Raw genomic sequence first — 20106 nt, 5'->3', positions numbered from 1 at the left:
CATGGATATCACCATTTCAGCGAGCTTCCTCCCGCACAATGACGCCGATGCCGCGCTGGCCTTCTACCGCGACGCGCTCGGCTTCGAACTCCGCAAGGACGTCGGCTACAACGGGCTGCGCTGGCTCACGGTCGGCCCGGTCGATCAGCCCGGGACCTCCATCGTGCTGCACCCGCCGGCCGTGGATCCGGGCATCACCGAGGACGAGCGCAAGGTCATCGTGGAGATGATGGCCAAGGGCACCTACGGCGGCCTCCTGCTGGCCTCCGCGGACGTCGACAGCGCCTTCGAGAAGCTGCAGGCCAGCGACGCGGTCGAGATCGTTCAGGAGCCGACCGATCAGCCCTACGGCGTGCGTGACTTCGCCGTGCGCGACCCCGCGGGCAATCTGGTTCGTATCCAGCAGGTTTCCTGACGCGCTCTTCCGCCCCACCGGTACGCCCGCACAGATGGAGACACGCATGGCCCCGAGCAAGTCCCCGCAGTCCGCCCTGCCCGCCGCCGACGCCCACGACCTGATCCGGGTGGTCGGCGCGCGGGTGAACAACCTCAAGGACGTCTCCGTCGATCTGCCCAAGCGCCGGCTCACGGTGTTCACGGGCGTATCCGGTTCGGGCAAGAGCTCGCTGGTCTTCGACACCATCGCGGCCGAATCCCAGCGGCTGATCAACGAGACCTACAGCGCCTTCGTACAGGGCTTCATGCCGACGCTGGCCCGTCCGGAGGTGGACGTGCTCGAGGGCCTGACCACCGCCATCAGCGTGGATCAGCAACGCATGGGCGGGGATCCGCGCTCCACCGTCGGCACCGCCACCGACGCCAATGCCATGCTGCGCATCCTGTTCAGCCGCCTCGGGAAGCCGCATATCGGCTCGCCGCAGGCGTTCTCGTTCAATGTCGCTTCCATCAGCGGTGCGGGCGCGGTGACCGTGGAGAAGGGCGGTAAGCAGGTCAGGGAGCGGCGCAGCTTCTCGGTGACCGGCGGCATGTGCCCGCGCTGTGAGGGGCGCGGCGCGGTCAACGACATCGATCTGACCCAGCTCTACGACGACAGCAAGTCGCTCAACGAGGGCCCGTTCACCATTCCCGGCTACAGCATGGACGGCTGGTACGGGCGGATCTTCATCGGCAGCGGCTACTTCGACCCGGACAAGCCGATCAAGAAGTACAACAAGCGCGAGCTCGCCGACCTGCTCTACCGGGAACCGACCAAGATCAAGGTCGAGGGCATCAACCTGACCTACGAGGGCCTGATCCCCAAGATCCGAAAGTCCATGCTGTCCAAGGACATCGACTCGCTGCAGCCGCACGTGCGCGCGTTCGTCGAGCGTGCGGTCACCTTCCAGATCTGCCCCGACTGCGACGGCACCCGGCTCAGCGAGTTGGCCCGGTCCTCGAAGATCCGCGAGATCAGCATCGCCGACGCCTGCGCCATGCAGATCAGCGATCTGGCCGACTGGGTGCGCGAGCTGAACGAGCCGTCGGTCGCGCCGCTGCTGGAATCGCTACAGCAGGTGCTGGACTCGTTCGTCGAGATCGGGCTGGGCTATCTGAGCCTGAACCGCGCCTCGGGCACGCTGTCGGGCGGCGAGGCGCAGCGCGTCAAGATGATTCGGCATCTGGGTTCGGCGCTCACCGATGTCACCTATGTCTTCGACGAGCCGACCGTCGGCCTGCACCCGCACGACATCCAGCGCATGAACGATCTGCTGCTGCGGTTGCGGGACAAGGGCAATACCGTGCTGGTGGTCGAGCACAAGCCGGAGACCATCATCATTGCCGACCACATCGTGGACATCGGCCCCGCCGCGGGTTCGGGCGGCGGCGAGATCTGCTTCGAGGGCACCGTCGACGGGCTGCGCAGCAGCGGCACCATCACCGGCCGCCACTTCGACGACCGGGCCGCGCTCAAGGACTCGGTCCGGAAGTCCAAGGCGGCGTTGGAGATCCGCGGCGCGACCGCCAACAACCTGCAGAAGGTGGATGTCGACATCCCGCTGGGCGTGCTGGTGGTCATCACCGGCGTCGCGGGCTCGGGCAAGAGCTCGCTGGTGCACGGGTCGATTCCGGCCGGTGAGGGTGTGGTGTCCGTCGATCAGGGCGCGATCAAGGGTTCGCGGCGCAGTAATCCGGCCACCTACACCGGCCTGCTCGAGCCGATCCGCAAGGCGTTCGCCAGGGCCAATGGCATGAAACCCGCTCTGTTCAGCGCGAATTCGGAGGGCGCGTGCCCGACCTGCAACGGCGCGGGCGTGATCTACACCGACCTGGCCATGATGGCCGGCGTGGCCACGGTCTGTGAGGAGTGCGAGGGCAAGCGTTTCCAGGCGGCGGTGCTCGAATACAAGCTCGGCGGGAGGGACATCAGCGAGGTACTGGCCATGCCGATCAGCGAGGCCCTCGGGTTCTTCGCGGACGGGGAGGCGAAAATCCCTGCCGCGCACAAGATCCTGCAGCACCTCGACGATGTCGGCCTCGGCTACCTGAGCCTGGGGCAGCCGCTGACCACGCTGTCCGGCGGTGAGCGGCAGCGGCTGAAGCTGGCCACCCACATGGGGGACAAGGGCGGCGTGTACGTGCTCGACGAGCCGACCACCGGTCTGCATCTGGCCGATGTCGAGAATCTGCTCGGATTGCTGGACCGCCTCGTGGATTCCGGCAAATCGGTCATTGTCATCGAGCATCACCAGGCCGTCATGGCGCACGCCGACTGGATCGTCGATCTGGGTCCGGGCGCGGGTCACGACGGCGGCCGGATCGTCTTCGAGGGCACCCCCGCCGATCTGGTGGCCGCCCGCTCCACGCTGACCGGTCAGCACCTCGCCGCCTACGTGGGTGCCTGAGAACTACCCGAACCCCGCCGGGAATATCGGCGGCCGTCGGCGGTTGATCTCGGCTGCCGACGGAAGGGAGCGATTGCGGTGAACGGGTTTTCGGCCGAGGGGCTGAAGAAGGTGAGCGAGGTACTCGACGGGTACGTCGAGCGGGACGAGGTGGCCGGCGCGGTGGCCGCGATCTACCGGCACGGCGAGCTGGTGCAGGTGGACACGGTGGGCCGGCGGGATCGGGCGGCCGGGCAGCCGATGCGGCGCGACACCCTCTTCCGGATCGCCTCCATGACCAAGCCGATCACCGCGGTGGCGGCGCTGACCCTGGTGGACGAGGGCCGCATCGCGCTGTCGGATCCGGTGGACGCCTGGCTGCCGGAACTGACCGGCCGCACCGTCATGCGCGACCCGGACGGCTCGCCCGATGACGTGGTGCCCGCCGAGCGCCCGATCACGGTGGAGGATCTGCTCACCTACCGGCTGGGCCTGGGCTGGGGCCGCTCCAGCCTCGCACCGCAATTGTTCGCGCTCACTGCCGATCCCATCGCGAGCGCCATCGGCGTCGCGAACGCCGAACGTCTCACACCGGACGAGTGGCTGCGCCGGGTCGGCGAGCTGCCGCTCATCGCGCAGCCCGGCACGCTGTGGCGCTATCACACCGCCTCCGACATCCTCGGCATCCTGATCAGCCGGGTGACCGGGCAGCCGCTGGAAACCGTACTGCGCGAACGGGTCCTGACGCCACTGGGCATGGCGGACACCGGATTCACGGTGCCCGAATCGGAGCGCGACCGCCTCTCCGTGCTGTACGGCCCCGACCACACCGAACTCGATCGGCCCGCCACCACCGCGTGGGGGGAGCCGCCGCTGTTCCCCTCCGGCGGTGCGGGCCTGGTGTCCACCGTGGACGATTACGCGCGCTTTGCCCGCATGCTGCTCAATGGCGGTGAGCTGGGTAGGGTCCGGATCCTGTCGGCCGAAACTGTTGCCGCGCTGAGCCGGGACCACCTCACCCCCGAACAGCATGCGGCCGCCCCCTTCAATCCGCCGCTGGGCCAGGCCATCTGGGCCGATCAGGGGTTCGGCTACGGCGTGAAGATGCAGACCGAACCCGGCACCGGCATCCCCGGCGTCGGCACCCTGTCCTGGCCGGGCGGCCTGGGCACCGCCTGGTACGCGGACCCCGAAAAGGATCTGGTGACACTGCTCTTCGTGCAGTCCGCCAACATCATCATCGCCGCCGAGTGGCGCAGCCCGCTCGGCGACGACTTCCTGACCGCGGTCTACGGAGCCCTGGCGGACTAGTACACCGTCCCCATCGCCGAGCGCACCTCGTCCAGGGTGCGTTCGGCGATCTCGTTGGCGCGCCGATTGCCCTCGCGCACAATGCCGCTCGCGAAATCCGGGTCGGCGGCCAGCTCGGCGCGCCGGGCCCGGTGACCCGCGAAGAAGTCGTTCACGGCATCGGTGGCCAGCTTCTTCAGCGCCGCGCCGCCGCCGTCGCCGAGCTTGTCCGCCAGCGTCTGCTCGTCGGTGCCCAGGCACAGTGCGGCCGTGGTGAGCAGCGCCGAGACGCCGGGCCGGGCGTCGGGATCGAAGGTGATGCGCCGGTCGGAATCGGTTGCGGTGCGGCGGATGAGCGCCGCGGTCTCATCCGCGGTCATGGACAGCGAGATGGCATTGCCGTAGCTCTTGGACATCTTGCGGCCGTCCAGGCCCGGGATCTCCGGGGTCGAGGTGAGCAGCGCCTGCGGTTCCGGGAACACCCGGCCGTAGCGCTCGTTGAACCGCCGGGCGATGACCCGGGTGACCTCCAGGTGCGGCAACTGGTCCTTGCCCACCGGCACCAGATTGCCCTTGCAGAACAGGATGTCGGCGGCCTGATGCACCGGATAGGTGAGCAGCAGCCCGCTCAGCGCCCGCTCCGAGGCGGCCAGCTCCGCCTTCACCGTCGGATTGCGGTGCAGCTCCGACTCCGTGACCAGACTCAGGAACGGCAGCATGAGCTGATTGAGGGCCGGCACCGAGGAATGGGTGAACACGGTCGCCCGGCTCATGTCGATTCCGGCGGCGGCGTAGTCCAGCACCGCGCTGTAGACGTTCTCGCGGACCTGGCCGAGACTGTCGCGGTCGGTGATGACCTGATAGTCGGCCACGATCACCCACAGGTCCACGCCCAGTTCCTGCAACCGCACCCGTTCTCGGACGGTGCCGAAGTAGTGGCCCAGATGCAGTCTGCCCGTGGGCCGTTCACCGGTGAGGACGCGGAAGCGGTCGGGATGCGCGGCCACTTCGGCGGCCAGCTCGTCGCTGCGCTCGCGGGAGGCGGCGAAGGAATCCGAAGGGGTAGTCACGTACAACTCCTGAAAGTTCATGGAGGGCTGCACGAGTTGGGTGTTCCGGTCGGGAATCACGGGCCGCGTACAGCCCGTGGTCATGGTTCATCGGGCTGCTAGTGCAGCCAGCGCCATGCCTGCCGAGTGGGAATCACCTGCCCACCTTAACAAGCCGCGGCCGTGATCGCCGGTCAGGGGTGCGCCGACACCACCCGCGGCATGGGGGCGACCGAGCCCGGGCACGGCGCCGGGCACAGATGCCCGGCCAGTGCGGTGTGCGGACTGCGGTGGCGCAGCGACCCGGCCAGGGCGAGCGCCTCCATCGCGATCACGATCAGGCCGTAACCGTAGGTCGTGGCGGCCAGGCCGAACCGCTGCACGCACAGCCCCGCGATGACCGCGGGCACACTGAGCGACAGGTAGGACACTACATAGATCGCGGTCACCACCTCCGCCCGCGTCTCGGCCGGTGACAGACCGGTCAGCATGCGCAGTGCACCCGAGAACGACGGCCCGAAACCGACCCCGGCCACCACACTGGCCGCGAAGAACAGCCATACCGACTCCGTCGCCGCGCCCAGCAGCGCCAGCGAGACCCCGGACATGAGCAGGATCGGCCCGCGCAGCAGCGCCTGGTCGATGGTCCAGTCGCGCGCCAGCAGTGCGGTGACCGCCGAGGTGCCCTGCAACGCGACCACCACCAGGCCACCGGCCAGCGGTGTGCCGACCTGGAAGTGCACCTTCATGAGCGCGCCGCCCAGCGCCAGATAGAGCCCGCCCAGCGCCCACGTGGCCGCGATCGACGGCACCAGGGTCAGAAAGGCCGCCCGGACCTCTTGCGGCACCGACACTTTGGGCTTCAGCGAGGCCAGTCCCCGCCCGTCGGGCGCCACCGTCTCCGGAATCAGCAGCACGCCGATCACGATGATGGTGAACGCCACCGCCAGCAGCCAGTACACCAGCCGGGTGGGCGCGGGCGCGTAGGCCACCAGCAGCCCGGAACTGATCGCGCCCACCGCGAGCCCGCCGCCGGCCGCCACATTCGTCATGAGAGCGCCCAGCCGCGATTCCGCGGGCTGCAGATCGATGAGCGTCGCCGTGATCGCGCCCGTGGCCAGTCCGGTCGCGATGCCCTGCACGATGCGGGCGGTGAAAAGCCAAGCCACCGACTGCGCTTCGGCGAAGGCCAGCGTCCCGGCCAGCTCCACCAGCACCGCCGCGATCAGCACCGGCCGCCGCCCGATGTGGTCGGACAGCGAGCCCGCGAACAGCAGAGTCACCAGCAGCGCAATGGCATTCGCGGCATACACACCCGTCGACACCAGCGACGAGTAGTGCCACATCTGCTGATACACCGGATACATCGGCGACGGGGCAGCCGACGCGAACAGCAGGAGCCCCAGCGCGATCGACAGCAGCCAGAACGCGGCGGAGTTCGAGATCCGGTAGCGCGCGGGGGTTTCGACGCGCACGGCGTCAGCGGGAAGATTCTGCATGGTTCCTCGGGGCGGATCGTCGTGTACGTGCCGTTCGAGTGTGACCCATCGGGGCACGGGAGTTCGGCCCGTCATGCTGACCGGGCGCGCTGTCAGTCCACTGGCAATCCGATACCAGGGCCCTGCCAGCGGATTCGGCGATGCTGACGGTTGGCGGCGGCAGGATTCCTCATTGCCGCTTCGGGTTCCGTGGTGATGGCGCTGGTCGGTGTGGACTCGTTGGCGCTGGTGCTGCTGGCCGCCGCCCTGCTGGGCGCGGGACTGGTGGTGGTGATGACCCTGGTCACCGCGAAACCCTCGGCGGCGCTGTCGGTGTCAGTGCCGGCCTGCCCGGCGGGGACGCCATCCTCTCGGCTTCCCGCGCCGCCTTCACCTCGGGCATGAACACCATGGCGATCCTCGGCGCGATCGTCATGGCGGTGGCCGCCGTCGGCTGCGGCCTGCTGCTCCGCACCGACCGGCCCGCCGCCGAACCCGGCCCCGCCGACGACGCACTGGTCTGATCCGCCTCCTGGTACCAGGTCTCCACCCAGGACCGCATGATCGACCCGGACAACGAGCGCCGCATGGCCGAGCGGATGGGCCCGCGCCGGACCGTCGAGCTACCCTCGAGCCACGCCTCGCTGGCCTCGCAGCCGGTCGCCGTCGCCGACCTGATCGATGCCGCGGTGACCGATCTGGGCTACCGGTAGCACGCTGCGGATTCGCGGCGCATCCTGGACGTGGGGTGCGCCGCGGAGTTCTTGACTTTCCCCTCCTGGCGTCCCATGGTGGAAATGTTAGCAAAGCTAATTGATGGGGAGAGAACCTGACGTCCGAACGAGGTTCGTGGCGTCGTGATCGCCGGAGACCAGGGAGGTCATTGATGGTCGAGGACGCCGTTCGGACGGAGCTTACCCAGCGATTCGCGGATCGGCTCGCACATGCCGAGATCGCGAAGCGGTTCGAGGAACTGATGGCCGACGATCAGGTACGGGCGCTGGTCCCGCTACCCGAGGTCGCGGCCGCGGCTCAGCAGTCGGGGCAGGGGCTGGCCGGCGTGGCGGCGGTACTCTTCGGCGGATACGCCGACCGGCCCGCCATCGCCGAGCGGGCCACCGAGATCGTGGTCGGCGCCGATGGCCGGCGCACCCGGCGGCTGCTGCCCGCGTACCGGACCACGAGCTACGGCGAGCTGTGGGTGCGTTCCGGGGACATCGCGGCCGCCTGGCACGCGGATCCGCGACACCCCCTGCGCGCCGGAGACTTCCTGTGCACCCTGGGCTTCGCCAGCGGCGACTTCACCGCCGTCGAGCTGGCCGGCATCCGGCTGGGCCTGGTGAGCGTGCCGCTGCAATCGGGTTCACCTGCCGCGCAATGGCATTCGATCATCACCGAGACCGGCGCCCGCGTGCTGGCGGTGAGCCTGGAACTGCTCGCGCCCGCGCTCGAGTGCGTGCTCGACGGCACGCCGGTGGAATCGATCGTGGTCTTCGACTTCGAACCCGGCGACGACCAACACGCCGAGACCTACGCCGCCGCACAGCGCCGCATCGCGGACTCCGGTGCCGCGATCAGCCTGGAATCGCTTGCGGCCGTGGTGGAACGGGGCCGGGGCCTGCCCTCGGTACCGCTGCACGTGCCCGCCGACCAGGACGAGCTCGCCCTGCTCATCTACACCTCCGGCAGCACCGGGACCCCCAAGGGCGCGATCTACCCGCAGCGCCTGGCGGCCGGTATGTGGTTGGGGCCCACCATCATTCCGGCCCCGGTCATCAATTTCTGCTACATGCCCATGAGCCACGTCGCCGGGCGGATGGTGCTGAGCGGCACCTTCGCGCGCGGCGGAACCGCGTATTTCGCGGCGGCCAGCGACATGTCGACCCTGTTCGCGGATTTCGGCCTGGCCCGGCCCACCGAGGCGTTCTTCGTCCCGCGCGTGTGCGACATGGTGTTCCAGCGTTATCAGAGCGACGTGCAGCGCCGCATCTCTACGGGCGCGGCCCCCGGCGAGGCCGACGAGGCCGCGAAAGCCGCACTGCGGCAGGACTTCCTGGGCGGTCGCCTGGCCCGGGTCATGGTCGGCAGCGCGCCCATCTCCGCGGACATGAAGGAGTTCATGAACTCGGTGCTGGGCCAGCCGCTCGTCGACGGCTACGGCTCCACCGAGGCGGGCGGCGGCCTGCTCATCGACAATGAGATCCGCCGGCCGCCGGTCATCGACTACAAGCTGGCCGATGTGCCCGAGCTCGGCTACTTCGCCACCGACAAGCCGTACCCGCGCGGCGAATTCCTGGTGAAGTCGATGCAGCAGATCCCGGGCTATTTCAAGCGTCCCGAGGTGACCGCCGAGATCTTCGACGAGGACGGCTACTACCGCACCGGCGATATCGTCGCCGAGGTCCGGCCCGATCATCTGGTGTACGTCGACCGCCGCAACAATGTGCTCAAGCTGTCGCAGGGCGAGTTCGTGGCCGTGGCCAAGCTGGAGGCCGCCTTCGCCACCAGCCCGCTCATCGCCCAGATCTTCGTGCACGGGTCCAGCGAGCGCGCGCACCTGCTGGCCGTCATCGTGCCCTCGGCGGCGGCCCTGGCGCTCGAACCCGCCGAGATGAGTCCGGCCATCACCGAATCCATGCAGCAGATCGCCAAGGACGCCGAACTGGAGTCCTACGAGATCCCGCGCGAGTTCCTGATCGAGACCGAGCCCTTCACCCAGGAGAACGGCCTGCTGTCCGGCATCGGAAAACTGTTGCGGCCCAAGCTCAGGCAACGCTACGGCGACCGGCTCGAGGAGCTGTACCGCGCGCAGGCGCGGCAGCAGGAGGATGAGCTGCTCGCGCTGCGCCGCGACGCCGCCGACCGGCCGGTGCTCGAGACGGTGTGCCGGGCCGCCCGCGCCATCCTCGGCGGCGGCGAGCCACAGGCGGATGCGCACTTCACCGATCTGGGCGGGGATTCGCTGTCGGCGCTGTCGTTCTCGACGCTGCTGCGTGAGATCTTCGACGTCGAGGTGCCGGTCGGCGTGATCGTCAGCCCCGCCGGCGACCTGGCCGGGCTCGCCGCCCGCATCGAGGCCGAACGGTCCGGTGCCGGCGGTCGTCCCACCGCGTCGACCGTGCACGGCGGCAGCGAGATTCGCGCCACCGACCTCACTCTCGACAAGTTCGTCGACGCCGCGACCCTGGCGGCCGCGCCCGGACTGCCGCTCGCGCCACAGCCGCCGCGCACGGTGCTGCTCACCGGCGCCAACGGTTACCTCGGCCGGTTCCTGTGCCTGGATTGGCTGCAGCGCCTGGACGACACCGACGGCACCCTCGTCTGCATCATTCGCGGCCGCGACGCCGAATCGGCGCGCCGGCGGCTGGACGAGGTGTTCGACAGCGGCGATCCCGAGCTGTTGCGGCGCTACCGGGAGCTGGCCGGGCGTCGTCTGCGCGTGCTGGCCGGCGACATCGGCGCGCCGAATCTCGGTCTGGATCAAGTGGTTTGGCAGGAGCTCGCCGATACCGTCGACTTCATCGTGCACCCGGCCGCGCTGGTCAATCACGTGTTGCCCTACGACCAGCTGTTCGGTCCCAATGTGGTCGGCACCGCCGAGGTGATCCGCCTGGCGCTCACCGCGACCCGCAAACCCGTCACCTACCTGTCCACGGTCGGTGTGGCCGATCAGATCGATCCGGCCGTGTTCACCGAGGACGGCGACATCCGCGAGATCAGCGCCGTGCGCACGGTGGGCGACGGGTACGCCAACGGTTACGGCAACAGCAAGTGGGCCGGTGAGGTGCTGCTGCGCGAGGCGCACGACCTGTGCGGGCTGCCGGTGGCGGTCTTCCGCTCCGACATGATCCTGGCGCACAGCGTGTTCGCCGGGCAGTTCAACCTGCCCGACATGTTCACCCGCCTGCTGCTCAGCGTGCTCGCCACCGGTCTGGCCCCGAAGTCCTTCTACGCCTTGGATTCCGAGGGCGGGCGGCGGCGGGCCCACTACGACGGCCTGCCCGCGGATTTCACCGCCGCCGCCATCACCGCCCTCGGCGCCCGCGTCACCGCCGGCTTCGAGACCTACGATGTCCTCAACCCCCACGACGACGGCATCTCCCTCGACGAATTCGTGGACTGGCTCATCGAATCCGGCCATCCCATCGACCGCATCGACTCCTACCCGGACTGGGTCGGCCGTTTCGAGACCGCCCTGCGCGCTCTGCCGGAGAATCAGCGCACCCAGTCGGTGCTGCCGCTCCTGCACGCCTACCGCCGCCCGGGCCTGCCCATCGCGGGCGCGGCGCTCCCGGCCAAGCGCTTCCAGACGGCCGTGCAGCAGGCGAAACTCGGTCCGAACGGCGACATCCCGCACCTGACAAGGGAACTCATCGACAAGTACGTGACGGACCTGAGGCTGCGCGGCTTGCTGTAGCCCTCAGTCGTCGCCCGCCGCCGCGGGGATCTCGAGACCGTGCTGCAGCGCGGCGACGGTGCCGTCGAGGATCTCGTAGAGGTGGGTGAGGGACGGATCGGGGCTCGCCACCCAGTCGTCGAGCCCCACCCCGAAGGCCGCGAAGCAGGTCGCCGCGGCGAGTTTCGCCCGCAGATCGTCCTCGGCCAGCCCGCCGCGGCGGGCGAAACTCCGGGCCAGCGCGTCCCGGCGGCCGAACGTGCCGGTGAAATTCTCCTGGCGCAGTTGCGGATTGGTGATCAGCACCAGCCGCGCCCGCCGGGCGGTGTCGGCCTGGCGGCGCCGCAGCTCGGCCTCGGCATCGTCGAGCAGGAACTCGCGCAGCGCGGCCCGCAGCGCGACGAAGACCGCCTCGTGCGGCGGGCGGCGGTCCAGGGCGGCCAGCAGGTAGGACATGACGTCCTCCTCGTGGCTGAAGACCACGGCCGCCTTGGCGGGGAAGTGGCGGTGGAAGGTGCGCCGCGAGACCTGGGCGGCGTCGGCGATCTCCTGTACGGTGGTCTGCTCGAAGCCGCGGTGCTCGAACAGCAGCAGCGCGGCGTCGATCAATTCGCGCCGCACCCTGGCCTTCTCGCGTTCCCGCAACCCGGTCGGTGCTGTCATCCCGCCCTCTCGCGTCGCCGATATCCACCCTGGTGTCTCAAAGTGACACTTCTCAGGATAGTCTGACCGAAGTGTCTCACTGTGACACCAAAGCGAGACGATACGAGAGGACTCCTCCGATGACGCGACGCACCGTGATCACCCTGGTCTCGGCGGCCGTGCTGGCCACCGGGCCGCTCGCCGCCACCGCCCAGGCCGACCCGCCCGCCCGGGCCGAGGGCGCGGCCCCGGGCGCTGTCGTCGGCAATGAGGCACTGGCGCAGGACCTCTGGATCGACGGCACCGGCTCGGCCCGCAAGCTCACCTACTGGACCCGCGATTCCTCCGATCGGCCCGCGCTGTCCACCGGCGTGGTCTTCACCCCGGCGGGCACCCCGCCGCCCGGCGGCTGGCCGGTGCTGTCCTGGGAGCACGGCACCGTCGGAATCGGCGACGACTGCGCGCCCTCGGTGACCGGTCGCTCCGACCGCGACATGGGGTTCCTCGCCACCTGGATGAAGCAGGGCTACGCCATCGTCGCCACCGACTACATCGGCCTGGGCACCCCCGGCGTGCACGCCTACCTCGACGGCCGCGCCGAGGCGCACGCCGGCATCGACATGGTGCGCGCCGCCCGCAGCGTGGACGATTCGCTGGCCCCGAGGTGGGTGGCGGTCGGGCAGTCGCAGGGCGGCGGCGCAGCGGTTTTCACCGCCTCGCTCGCGACACGCTATGCGCCCGAACTGGATTACCGCGGCGCGGTGGCAACCGGCCCGGCCTCCAATATCGTCGACGCGGCGATGCTGATCGGGCCGGACACCCCGCCCATCGGGTCCTCGCACATCACCGCCTACGCCACCTACGTGTTCAACGGCCTGAAGGCGGCCCGCCCGGACTTCGACCTCGACAGCTACCTGACCCCGCTGGGCAAGCAGCTGGTGACCGACGCCCAGACCCTGTGCTTCACCCCGATGGCCGAGCGCGCTACCGGTGTGTCGCTGAACCAGCTGGTGTCGCGGCCGCTGGCGGAGGGCGATTTCGTGCCCACCGCGCGGTCTGTCATGGATGTGCCGCTGACCGGCTATGACCGGCCGCTGTTCATCGGGCAGGGCACCAATGACACCGATGTCCCCGCGCCGCTCACCGCCAAGCTGGTCGCCGACATGGCCGCAGCCGGAACGCATCCCGAGGTGCACGTCTACGTAGGGAAGGACCACAGCGGCGCCATGCTCGCCTCGCTGGCCGACAGCGTGCCGTTCGTGGCGCGACTGTTCTCCTGACGCGAGAGGCCGAGTGGCACAGCGCCACTCGGCCTCGGCGACTGATGCTCCGGATCAGCCGATGGTGACAGTGGTGTCGATCAGGCCGAAGACCTCGCCCTGCGGGCCCGACACGATGCCCATGCGTCCGAAGGGGCTGTCCGACGGGCCCATCAGCACGGTCGCGCCGAGCTCCTTGGCCTTGTCCAGCGCGGCGTCCGTGCCCGCGACCTGGAACCAGGTCAGCCAGTAGTTGGGGCCGTCGCCGGGCTGGCCGGTGCTGTCGGCCACGCCGCCCATCGGGCGGCCGTCCGCGCCGGCGAAGGTGGAATACGGCATCTGCTCGCTGCCGATCTCCTCGAAGGACCAGCCGAAGACCTGCTTGTAGAACTCCTGCGACGGCGTGTACGCGGCGGTGTGCAGGTCGTTCCAGCAGTACGCACCGGGCTCGTTGAAGATCCCGGCGCCGGTGTGCGCCTTGGCTTCCCACACGCCGAACACCGCGCCCCCCGGGTCCGCGCCGACGAACATGCGCCCGACGTCCATCACGTCGAAGGGCGGCATGAACACCGCGCCGCCGGCCGCCGTGACCGCGCCCGCGACGGCATCGGCATTCTCGGCGGCGATGTAGGTGGTCCACACCGAGGGCATGGCGGCCTCACCCATCTTGGGCCCGATACCCGCGGCGGGCTTGCCGTTGAGCATCGCCATCAGATACCCGCCCGCCTCGGGCGGACTGTCGAGCACGTCCCAGCCGAGCAGCTGGGTGTAGAAGTCCCGCGCAGCGGCGGGATCGTCGACCGAACAGTCGACCCAACACGGAGTTCCCTGCGGCCAAACCTTGTCTGTCGTGGGCATACGGATCCTCCCGAGAATCGGTCGGTAACGGCCTGTCGGAGGGCAGGCACATGGTCAGCTAACCATGCTTCCCGGCATTCCGGTCACGGAATACCGACTGGTCACGAACTCGTGTTGAACATTCCGGGGCACCCGGGTGTCGACCTGGTCAGCGGCGATTCCGGGTCACGGGCGGTACGGGTAGGCGCCGCCGTCGATGACGATGCGCTGGCCGGTGAGATAGCCGGCGGCGGGGGAGACGAGGAAGGCGACGACGTCGGCTACCTCTTCGGGGCGGCAGACGTGGCCGAAGGGGGAGGTGGCGTCGAGGTCGGCGGCGTGGCGGTGGATGCCGCCGGACAGCGCCGCGGTCAGGCGGTCGCCCATGTCGGAGGCGACCAGGCCGGGGGCGACGATATTGACGTGGATTCCGTTGGGGGATTCCTCTTTTGCGAGGGTGTGGGCAAGGGCTTCCAGGGCGGCCTTGGCCATGTTGTAGGGGGCGCCGGCCGCGCCGAGGGCGTGGGCGGCGACGCTGCTGATCATGATGATGTCGCCGCGTTCGCAGGTGCGCATGCCGGGGAGCACGAGCTTGGTGAGGTGGTGCGGGCCGATGGCCTGAATGCGCAGCAGTCGCTCGACCTCCGCCGGATCGGTGTCGGAGACCGGGCGGCCACGGCTGGCGATGCCGCCATTGTGGACGAGGATGCCGATCGGGCCGAGCTCGCTGGTTACGCGGTCGACCATGGCGGCCACGGCCACCGGATCGTCGACCGGGGCGTGCACGGCGAGGGCGGTGGCTCCCAGCGAATGCAGTTCGGCCACAGTGTCTTTCGCCGATTGCTCATGGCGCACCCAGTTGACCGCGACCATGGCGCCGCGGGCGGCGAGCGCATGGCTGATGGCGCGCCCGATACCGCGCCCGCCGCCGGTCACGAGTGCGACGCGTCCCGCCAATTCGCCTGCTGCTGTACCCACCCCATCAACATATGACACCCGCCACGATTGCGGTCGAGAGTGTCGGCCATTACAGTCCGACCGTTGGGTACGCAGAGGTTCCTCAACCACGGGGTCGGGATGAAATTCACCAAGTTCAGGGGACGAACGCTGAGCGCGCTCGCCCTGTTCGCCGCCGCAATCACCGTCGGGGTGCTGGTCCGGCCGCCGGCCACCGCCACCCCGGACGCCGGATCACTGGGCGCGGCCTGGACCTCGACCGAGGACGGGCCGCCGAAATATCCTGGCGTGCACATCGATTGGGACGTCCCGATCACCATGAGCGACGGCACCGTCCTCAAGGCCAATGTGTATCGGCCCATGGACGCCGACGGTCACATCGTCGACACCCCGCTGCCGACGGTCGTCAACCTCACCCCGTACACGAAACTCGTGTCCATGATCGCGGATTCGGCCCTGTCGATTCCCGGCCTGTCGGATGTGCTGTCCAACTTCCTGCAGGGCTTCGACCTGTCCGGCGTCGGCCTGGGCGGTCTCTCCGACCTGGTGAAGGTGGTGCCCGGCGGCGCGGCCCGCGTCTTCACCGCCGACCGGAAGCTGGTCCAGTCCGGCTACACCCAGGTCGTGGCCGACGTGCGCGGCACCGGCTTCTCCGAGGGCGTCTGGCAGGTCTTCCAGGAGCGCGAGCAGCTCGACAGTGTCGAGGTGATCGACTGGGCGGCCCAGCAGCCGTGGTCGGACGGCAAGGTCGGGATGTCGGGCATCTCGTACTCGGCGATCAATCAGGTGCAGGCCGCCGAACACCAGCCGGGCGCGCTGAAGGCCATCTTCCCGGTCGAGCCCGGCAGCGACCTGGTGCGCGATGTGCTCGCCACCGGCGGCGCGCTCGGATTCGGTTTCATCCCACCGTGGTTGCTGGGCGTGGACAGCCTCAAACTGCTCCCGGATCTGACGTCGATCTTCTCCGGCGCCTTCGACTGGAAGTGGCTGGCCGACCGCCTGCAGAGCCCGTTCACGTTCTTCGACTACATCATCCAGGCGCTCACGGTGCGGTCCATCCCGGAGATCCCGGACAACCTGAAGAGCATCCTGGAACCCGACAGCAGCCTGCGCACCGCCTGGCTCGGGCATCCGGACCGGGTGCGGGTGCCGACCATGGTCTACGGCGGCTGGCACGACATCTTCACCTACTCCGAACCCCGCATCTACGACGCGATTCCCTTGCCGCCCGGGCAGAAACAGCTGATCATGGGCGACACCTACCACGCCGATCCCGGCAGCGGCTTCGGCGCACCCGGGGCCCCGCCGCGCCTGGATGTGCTCGAGCGCGCCTGGTTCGACAGGTGGCTCAAGGGCATCGACAACGGCATCGACGGCTACGGCCCGGTGACGCTGTTCCAGCAGGGCGGCTCCTGGACCACGACGGACCAATTCCCGCGCAGCGATGTCGATTACCGCCGCCTGTACCTGTCCGGCGCGCCCAGCGGCACCGCTCCGATGAGCGTGCACGACGGCAGCCTGGTCGCCGATCCCACCGGGCCGGAGCGGCTCACCGTCGCGCCTGGCATCAACAGCCTGTGCTCGCGCGATTCGGCGCAGATCACCGCGGGCGTCACCGCCGTCCTCGACGCCTGCGCCAAGGACGCGCGGCCGATGGAACTCAACGGCCTCACCTTCACCAGCCAGCCGGTGGCCGACGCGACCCTCGTCTCCGGGCCGGTGAACGCGCACCTCAACACGGTGCTCGACGCCACCGACGGTTACTGGACCGCGACGCTCAACGATGTCGCGCCCGACGGCAGGTCCACGGTGCTGACCTCCGGCCAGCTGACCGCGTCGTTGCGAAAGGTGGACGAGGACAAGGCAACCCGCTCGGCCAATGGCGATTACACCGACCCGTACCCGGTCCTCGCCCTGGCCGATCGCGAGCCGCTCGTCCCCGGTCAGCCCACCACCGTCGATCTGGGCCTGACCGCCACCGACGCGGTCCTGCAGCCGGGCCACCGCCTGCGCATCGACGTCTTCGCGTTCAACTTCCCGCGCGGCCTGCCGCTGCGCCCGCTGTTGAACGAGAGCGAGCTGCTGCCCCAGCACATCGACCTCGACCCGAACGCGCCCAGCTGGGTGAACGTCCCTCTCGGCGGAAATATCGGCTGGTAGGGAGAAAGAGGCCCTGTCGTCAGCGTGGACGACAGGGCTTTCTGCTGTCCGGGTTCAGGATTCGAGCGCGCCGACCACGTCGGCCTCGGCCATGACATCGTCGAAGGTGTCGCGGGCCAGCAGGTCGGCGTAGAAACCGTTGCGCTCCACCAGTTCCCGATGCGTGCCGCGTTCCACCACACGACCCTGATCGAGCACCACGATCTGATCGGCGTCCCGGATCGTGGACAGCCGGTGCGCGATCGTGATGGTGGTGCGGTTCGCGGACAGGGCGTCGATCGCCGCCTGCACCTCGCGCTCGGTCCTGGTGTCCAGCGCGCTGGTCGCCTCGTCGAGCACCATGATGGGCGGATTGCGCAGGATGGCCCGCGCCACCGCCAGCCGCTGCTTCTCCCCGCCGGAGAAGCGGTAGCCGCGCTCGCCGACCAGGGTGTCGTACCCGTCGGGCAGGCTCATGATGTGGTCGTGGATCTGCGCGGCCCGGGCCGCGGCATGCAATTCCGCCTCTGTCGCATCGGGTTTCGCGAAGCGCAGGTTGTCGGCGACCGAGGAGTGGAACAGGTAGGTCTCCTGCGACACCACGCCCACCGCCGCGGACAGGTCGGCGAAGGACAGCTCCCGCACATCCACGCCGTCGACGGTCACCCGGCCGGATGTCACGTCGTACAGCCGCGCCACCAGATACCCGAGAGTCGTCTTCCCCGAGCCGGTTTCGCCGACGATCGCCAGAGTCGATCCGGCGGGCACCTCGATATCGATGTCGCTCAGCACGTTCCGATCCGCGTCGTAGGCGAAGCCGACGCGCTCGAACCGCACCGCGCCCGTCACCTGCTCCGGCAGGGGTGTGGGCCGCTCGGGCTCCTCGATGTCCGGTCGCAGATCCAGGTATTCGAAGATCCGCCCGAACAGTGCCAGCGAGCTCTGAATATCGACGCCGGTCGACAGCAGCATGACGGTCGGCCGCAGCAGGCCGCTCTGCAACGTGGTGAACGCGACCAGCGTGCCGATCGACACCAGGGGATGTCCCTGGGCGACGGTCATGCCGGCCGCCCAGTAGATGACCGCCGGCATGGCCGCCATCACGATCGAGATGGTGGACTGCCGCCACCGCCCGGCCATGCTGGAGCGGATCTCCAGATCCACCAGCCCCCGCGATTCCCGGGTGAAATCCTCGACCAGCGCGGGTGAGCGACCCATGGTGCGCGACAACAGGATTCCGCTCACCGACAGCGATTCCTCCACGATCGCCGACATGCCCGCCAGCTTGCGCTGCTTCTCGCCGGTGATACGCCGGCGCTCGGAGCCGACCCGGCGGCTGATCCACACGAACAGCGGCAGCATGACCAGCGAGACCAGCGTGAGTCGCCAGTCCAGCGCGAACATGGCGATGACCGCCGCCACGACCGAGGTGAAGTTGGAGACGAGCGAGGTGATGGTCGAGGTGACCGTGGACTGCATGCCGCCGATGTCATTGGCGATTCGCGACTGCACCTCGCCGGTGCGGGTGGTGGTGAAGAAGGACAGCGGCATGGATTGCAGCCGTGCGTAGACGGCCGACCGCAGATCGTGCATGACGTCCTGGCCGACCGCGGTCGAGATATAGGTCTGGAAGACACCGAACACACTGTTCAGCGCGGCGACCGCGATCATGCCCACGGCCAGCAGGGTCAGCAGTCCGGTGCGACCGTGTGGCAGGGCGTCGTCGATGATGCCGCGCAGCAGGAACGGGGAAGCCAGACCGGCCAGCGAGGCCAAACCCACCAGGGCCGCGACCAGGGCCAAGCGCCCGCGATATGGATGAAAGAGCCGGGCGATCCGGCGAAGTTCAGGTTGTGAAGCCATCAGCGCCTCCTTTCGCAGGGAGTCACGCGCTATAACTGAGTTTGGCTCATAATTGTTCCGAGGACAATGAGTTATGCTCTGGATCATGTCGAGCAGCCCTGCAGACGAGCCGCGCGCGACGGGCGGGAGGCGTGCCGTTCCCGAGGATGATCTCGCGGAGCTGTTCCTGCGCACGACCAAACGACTGCGCCGCACGCAGTCGGCGCGGCTGTCCCCGCTGGGCCTCACCCCGGCTCAGGCCCGCGCGCTGCGCATCATCGGCCGCGCCGACGAGCACGGCGACGAGCCGCTGCGCATGTCCGCGCTCGCCGATCTCCTCGGCATCGTGCCGCGCTCGGCCACGACCGTGGTCGACGCGCTGGTCACCGCCGGACTGGTTGCCCGCGAACCGGATCCGGCCAACCGTCGCGCCACCCTGGTGACCCCGACCACGGCGGGCCGCCGGGTACTGGCTCGGATGTCCGACGCTCGCCGTGACGCCGCCGAAGAGATCTTCGCCGCCCTCTCGCCCGGCCAGCGTCACACTCTGCGCGAACTCCTCGCCACGTTGGCAGCCGGCGGCTGCACACCGCCGAATGCCGCGCTGACCCCGCGCACCGGCCCGGAGTAGCAGGCCGAAGGTCCGGTCGGTCGCGCGGATGGGTCGTCGGGCTGTCGTGAGCCTCGAGTACGGTCGGGAGCGTTGTGCCGATCCGATCTTCACCTCGACCCGGTAAGGAACCGATATGCCACGGGAGCTGGCCGACCTGCCCTTCGCGCGTTTCCTGGAACCGCAGGAGACGCTGCGCGATGAGGGCGCGTACGACTGTGCCCATTTCGACGGCCTCTCACTCGACGACCCGCAGCTGCGCGGCGTGACCTTCACCGAATGCGCCATCTCGGCCACCACGGTGACCGGCGGCTTCTTCCGGTACTCGCGGTTCAACGATGTCTGGCTCGACAGCACGCGCTGGATTCGGACGGATCTCTCCGAAACCAATTGGATGGATACGGAATTCGTGCTCGCGGCCATGTCGGGGGTGGAGGCGTTCGGGTCGGCGCTGCGGCGGGTGAGTTTCCACAACTGCAAGTTCGATTCGGTGAATCTGCGTGGTGCGGTGCTCACCGATGTCTCGTTCGTGGATTGCGTGCTGCGGGACGTGGATATCAGCGAGGCGAAGCTCACCTCGGTGACCTTCCCCGGCTCGGAGATCTCCGGGCTGTCGCTGCGCAATGCCAAGTTGAAGAAGGTCGATCTGCGTGAGGCCCGGTCGATCGGCATCTCCAGTGGGGTCGAGTCGCTGTCGGGTGCGCTGGTCACCAATACGCAGCTGCTCGAGCTGGCCCCGGTCTTCGCCCACTCCTTCGGAATCCTGGTCAAGGACCTGTAGACGG

Annotated in this window: 16 protein-coding genes and 1 pseudogene; 11 read left to right on the top strand and 6 right to left on the bottom strand. The window is 69.0% G+C overall.

Features of this window, described 5'->3' with window-relative positions:
* Position 1 precedes the first annotated feature (1 nt).
* From ACQP1O_RS29500 to ACQP1O_RS29490, 3 genes are all read left to right on the top strand, one after another.
* Complete coding sequence (locus ACQP1O_RS29500; protein WP_433561698.1) at positions 2–415, top strand: VOC family protein; 414 nt, start codon at positions 2–4, stop codon at positions 413–415.
* A 46-nt stretch (positions 416–461) separates the two neighbouring features.
* Positions 462–2843, top strand: coding sequence for an ATP-binding cassette domain-containing protein (locus ACQP1O_RS29495; RefSeq protein ID WP_433561697.1), 2382 nt, complete (start codon positions 462–464; stop codon positions 2841–2843).
* A 78-nt stretch (positions 2844–2921) separates the two neighbouring features.
* A complete protein-coding gene (locus ACQP1O_RS29490) occupies positions 2922–4133 on the top strand; it encodes a serine hydrolase domain-containing protein (protein ID WP_433561696.1) in 1212 nt (403 codons plus the stop codon).
* Here ACQP1O_RS29490 and trpS read toward each other — a convergent pair.
* Positions 4130–5182, bottom strand: a complete 1053-nt coding sequence (gene trpS / locus ACQP1O_RS29485) for a tryptophan--tRNA ligase (protein ID WP_433561695.1) — start codon at positions 5180–5182, stop codon at positions 4130–4132. The two genes, ACQP1O_RS29490 and trpS, sit on opposite strands and share 4 nt — an antisense overlap.
* Before the next feature lie 173 nt (positions 5183–5355).
* Positions 5356–6660, bottom strand: coding sequence for an MFS transporter (locus ACQP1O_RS29480; RefSeq protein ID WP_433561694.1), 1305 nt, complete (start codon positions 6658–6660; stop codon positions 5356–5358).
* A 150-nt stretch (positions 6661–6810) separates the two neighbouring features.
* Between ACQP1O_RS29480 and ACQP1O_RS29475 the strand changes: the two genes are divergently transcribed.
* From ACQP1O_RS29475 to car, 4 genes and pseudogenes are all read left to right on the top strand, one after another.
* Positions 6811–7044 (top strand): hypothetical protein, encoded by a 234-nt coding sequence (locus ACQP1O_RS29475; RefSeq protein WP_433561693.1) that lies wholly within the window; start codon positions 6811–6813, stop codon positions 7042–7044.
* Positions 7041–7163 (top strand): hypothetical protein, encoded by a 123-nt coding sequence (locus ACQP1O_RS29470; RefSeq protein ID WP_433561692.1) that lies wholly within the window; start codon positions 7041–7043, stop codon positions 7161–7163. Before ACQP1O_RS29475 ends, ACQP1O_RS29470 begins: the two co-directional genes overlap by 4 nt.
* Before the next feature lie 6 nt (positions 7164–7169).
* Positions 7170–7352: pseudogene (locus ACQP1O_RS29465) on the top strand (alpha/beta hydrolase); the annotation flags it as partial.
* A 173-nt stretch (positions 7353–7525) separates the two neighbouring features.
* The gene (gene car / locus ACQP1O_RS29460) at positions 7526–11056 is read left to right on the top strand and encodes a carboxylic acid reductase (protein WP_433561691.1); all 3531 of its coding nucleotides are present in this window, start codon (positions 7526–7528) and stop codon (positions 11054–11056) included.
* A gap of 3 nt (positions 11057–11059) precedes the next feature.
* Here car and ACQP1O_RS29455 read toward each other — a convergent pair whose 3' ends face one another.
* Complete coding sequence (locus tag ACQP1O_RS29455) at positions 11060–11698, bottom strand: TetR family transcriptional regulator (protein WP_433561690.1); 639 nt, start codon at positions 11696–11698, stop codon at positions 11060–11062.
* A 119-nt stretch (positions 11699–11817) separates the two neighbouring features.
* Here ACQP1O_RS29455 and ACQP1O_RS29450 point away from each other — a divergent pair, with 119 nt between their 5' ends.
* The gene (locus ACQP1O_RS29450; protein ID WP_433561689.1) at positions 11818–12957 is read left to right on the top strand and encodes a lipase family protein; all 1140 of its coding nucleotides are present in this window, start codon (positions 11818–11820) and stop codon (positions 12955–12957) included.
* A 54-nt stretch (positions 12958–13011) separates the two neighbouring features.
* Here the strand turns inward: ACQP1O_RS29450 and ACQP1O_RS29445 are convergent, their stop codons facing one another.
* Entirely contained in the window at positions 13012–13794 is a 783-nt protein-coding gene (locus ACQP1O_RS29445) for a VOC family protein (protein WP_433561688.1), read from the bottom strand.
* Between the two features lie 165 nt (positions 13795–13959).
* A complete protein-coding gene (locus ACQP1O_RS29440; protein WP_433561687.1) occupies positions 13960–14751 on the bottom strand; it encodes an SDR family NAD(P)-dependent oxidoreductase in 792 nt (263 codons plus the stop codon).
* A gap of 99 nt (positions 14752–14850) precedes the next feature.
* Here ACQP1O_RS29440 and ACQP1O_RS29435 point away from each other — a divergent pair, with 99 nt between their 5' ends.
* A complete protein-coding gene (locus ACQP1O_RS29435; protein WP_433567835.1) occupies positions 14851–16890 on the top strand; it encodes a CocE/NonD family hydrolase in 2040 nt (679 codons plus the stop codon).
* 54 nt (positions 16891–16944) lie between these two features.
* Here ACQP1O_RS29435 and ACQP1O_RS29430 read toward each other — a convergent pair whose 3' ends face one another.
* Entirely contained in the window at positions 16945–18732 is a 1788-nt protein-coding gene (locus ACQP1O_RS29430) for an ABC transporter ATP-binding protein (protein ID WP_433561686.1), read from the bottom strand.
* Positions 18733–18817: 85 nt separating this feature from the next.
* Between ACQP1O_RS29430 and ACQP1O_RS29425 the strand changes: the two genes are divergently transcribed.
* Together ACQP1O_RS29425 and ACQP1O_RS29420 are read left to right on the top strand one after the other, a co-directional pair.
* Positions 18818–19342, top strand: coding sequence for a MarR family winged helix-turn-helix transcriptional regulator (locus ACQP1O_RS29425; protein WP_433561685.1), 525 nt, complete (start codon positions 18818–18820; stop codon positions 19340–19342).
* Positions 19343–19457: 115 nt separating this feature from the next.
* The gene (locus ACQP1O_RS29420; RefSeq protein ID WP_433561684.1) at positions 19458–20102 is read left to right on the top strand and encodes a pentapeptide repeat-containing protein; all 645 of its coding nucleotides are present in this window, start codon (positions 19458–19460) and stop codon (positions 20100–20102) included.
* The last annotated feature ends 4 nt before the right edge of the window (positions 20103–20106 follow it).

Source organism: Nocardia sp. CA-151230 (genome assembly GCF_050942175.1).
In the GTDB taxonomy this organism is placed as follows: domain Bacteria; phylum Actinomycetota; class Actinomycetes; order Mycobacteriales; family Mycobacteriaceae; genus Nocardia.
Note: the sequence above shows the minus strand (reverse complement) of the source record. Positions and strands in the feature narration are given on the sequence as shown.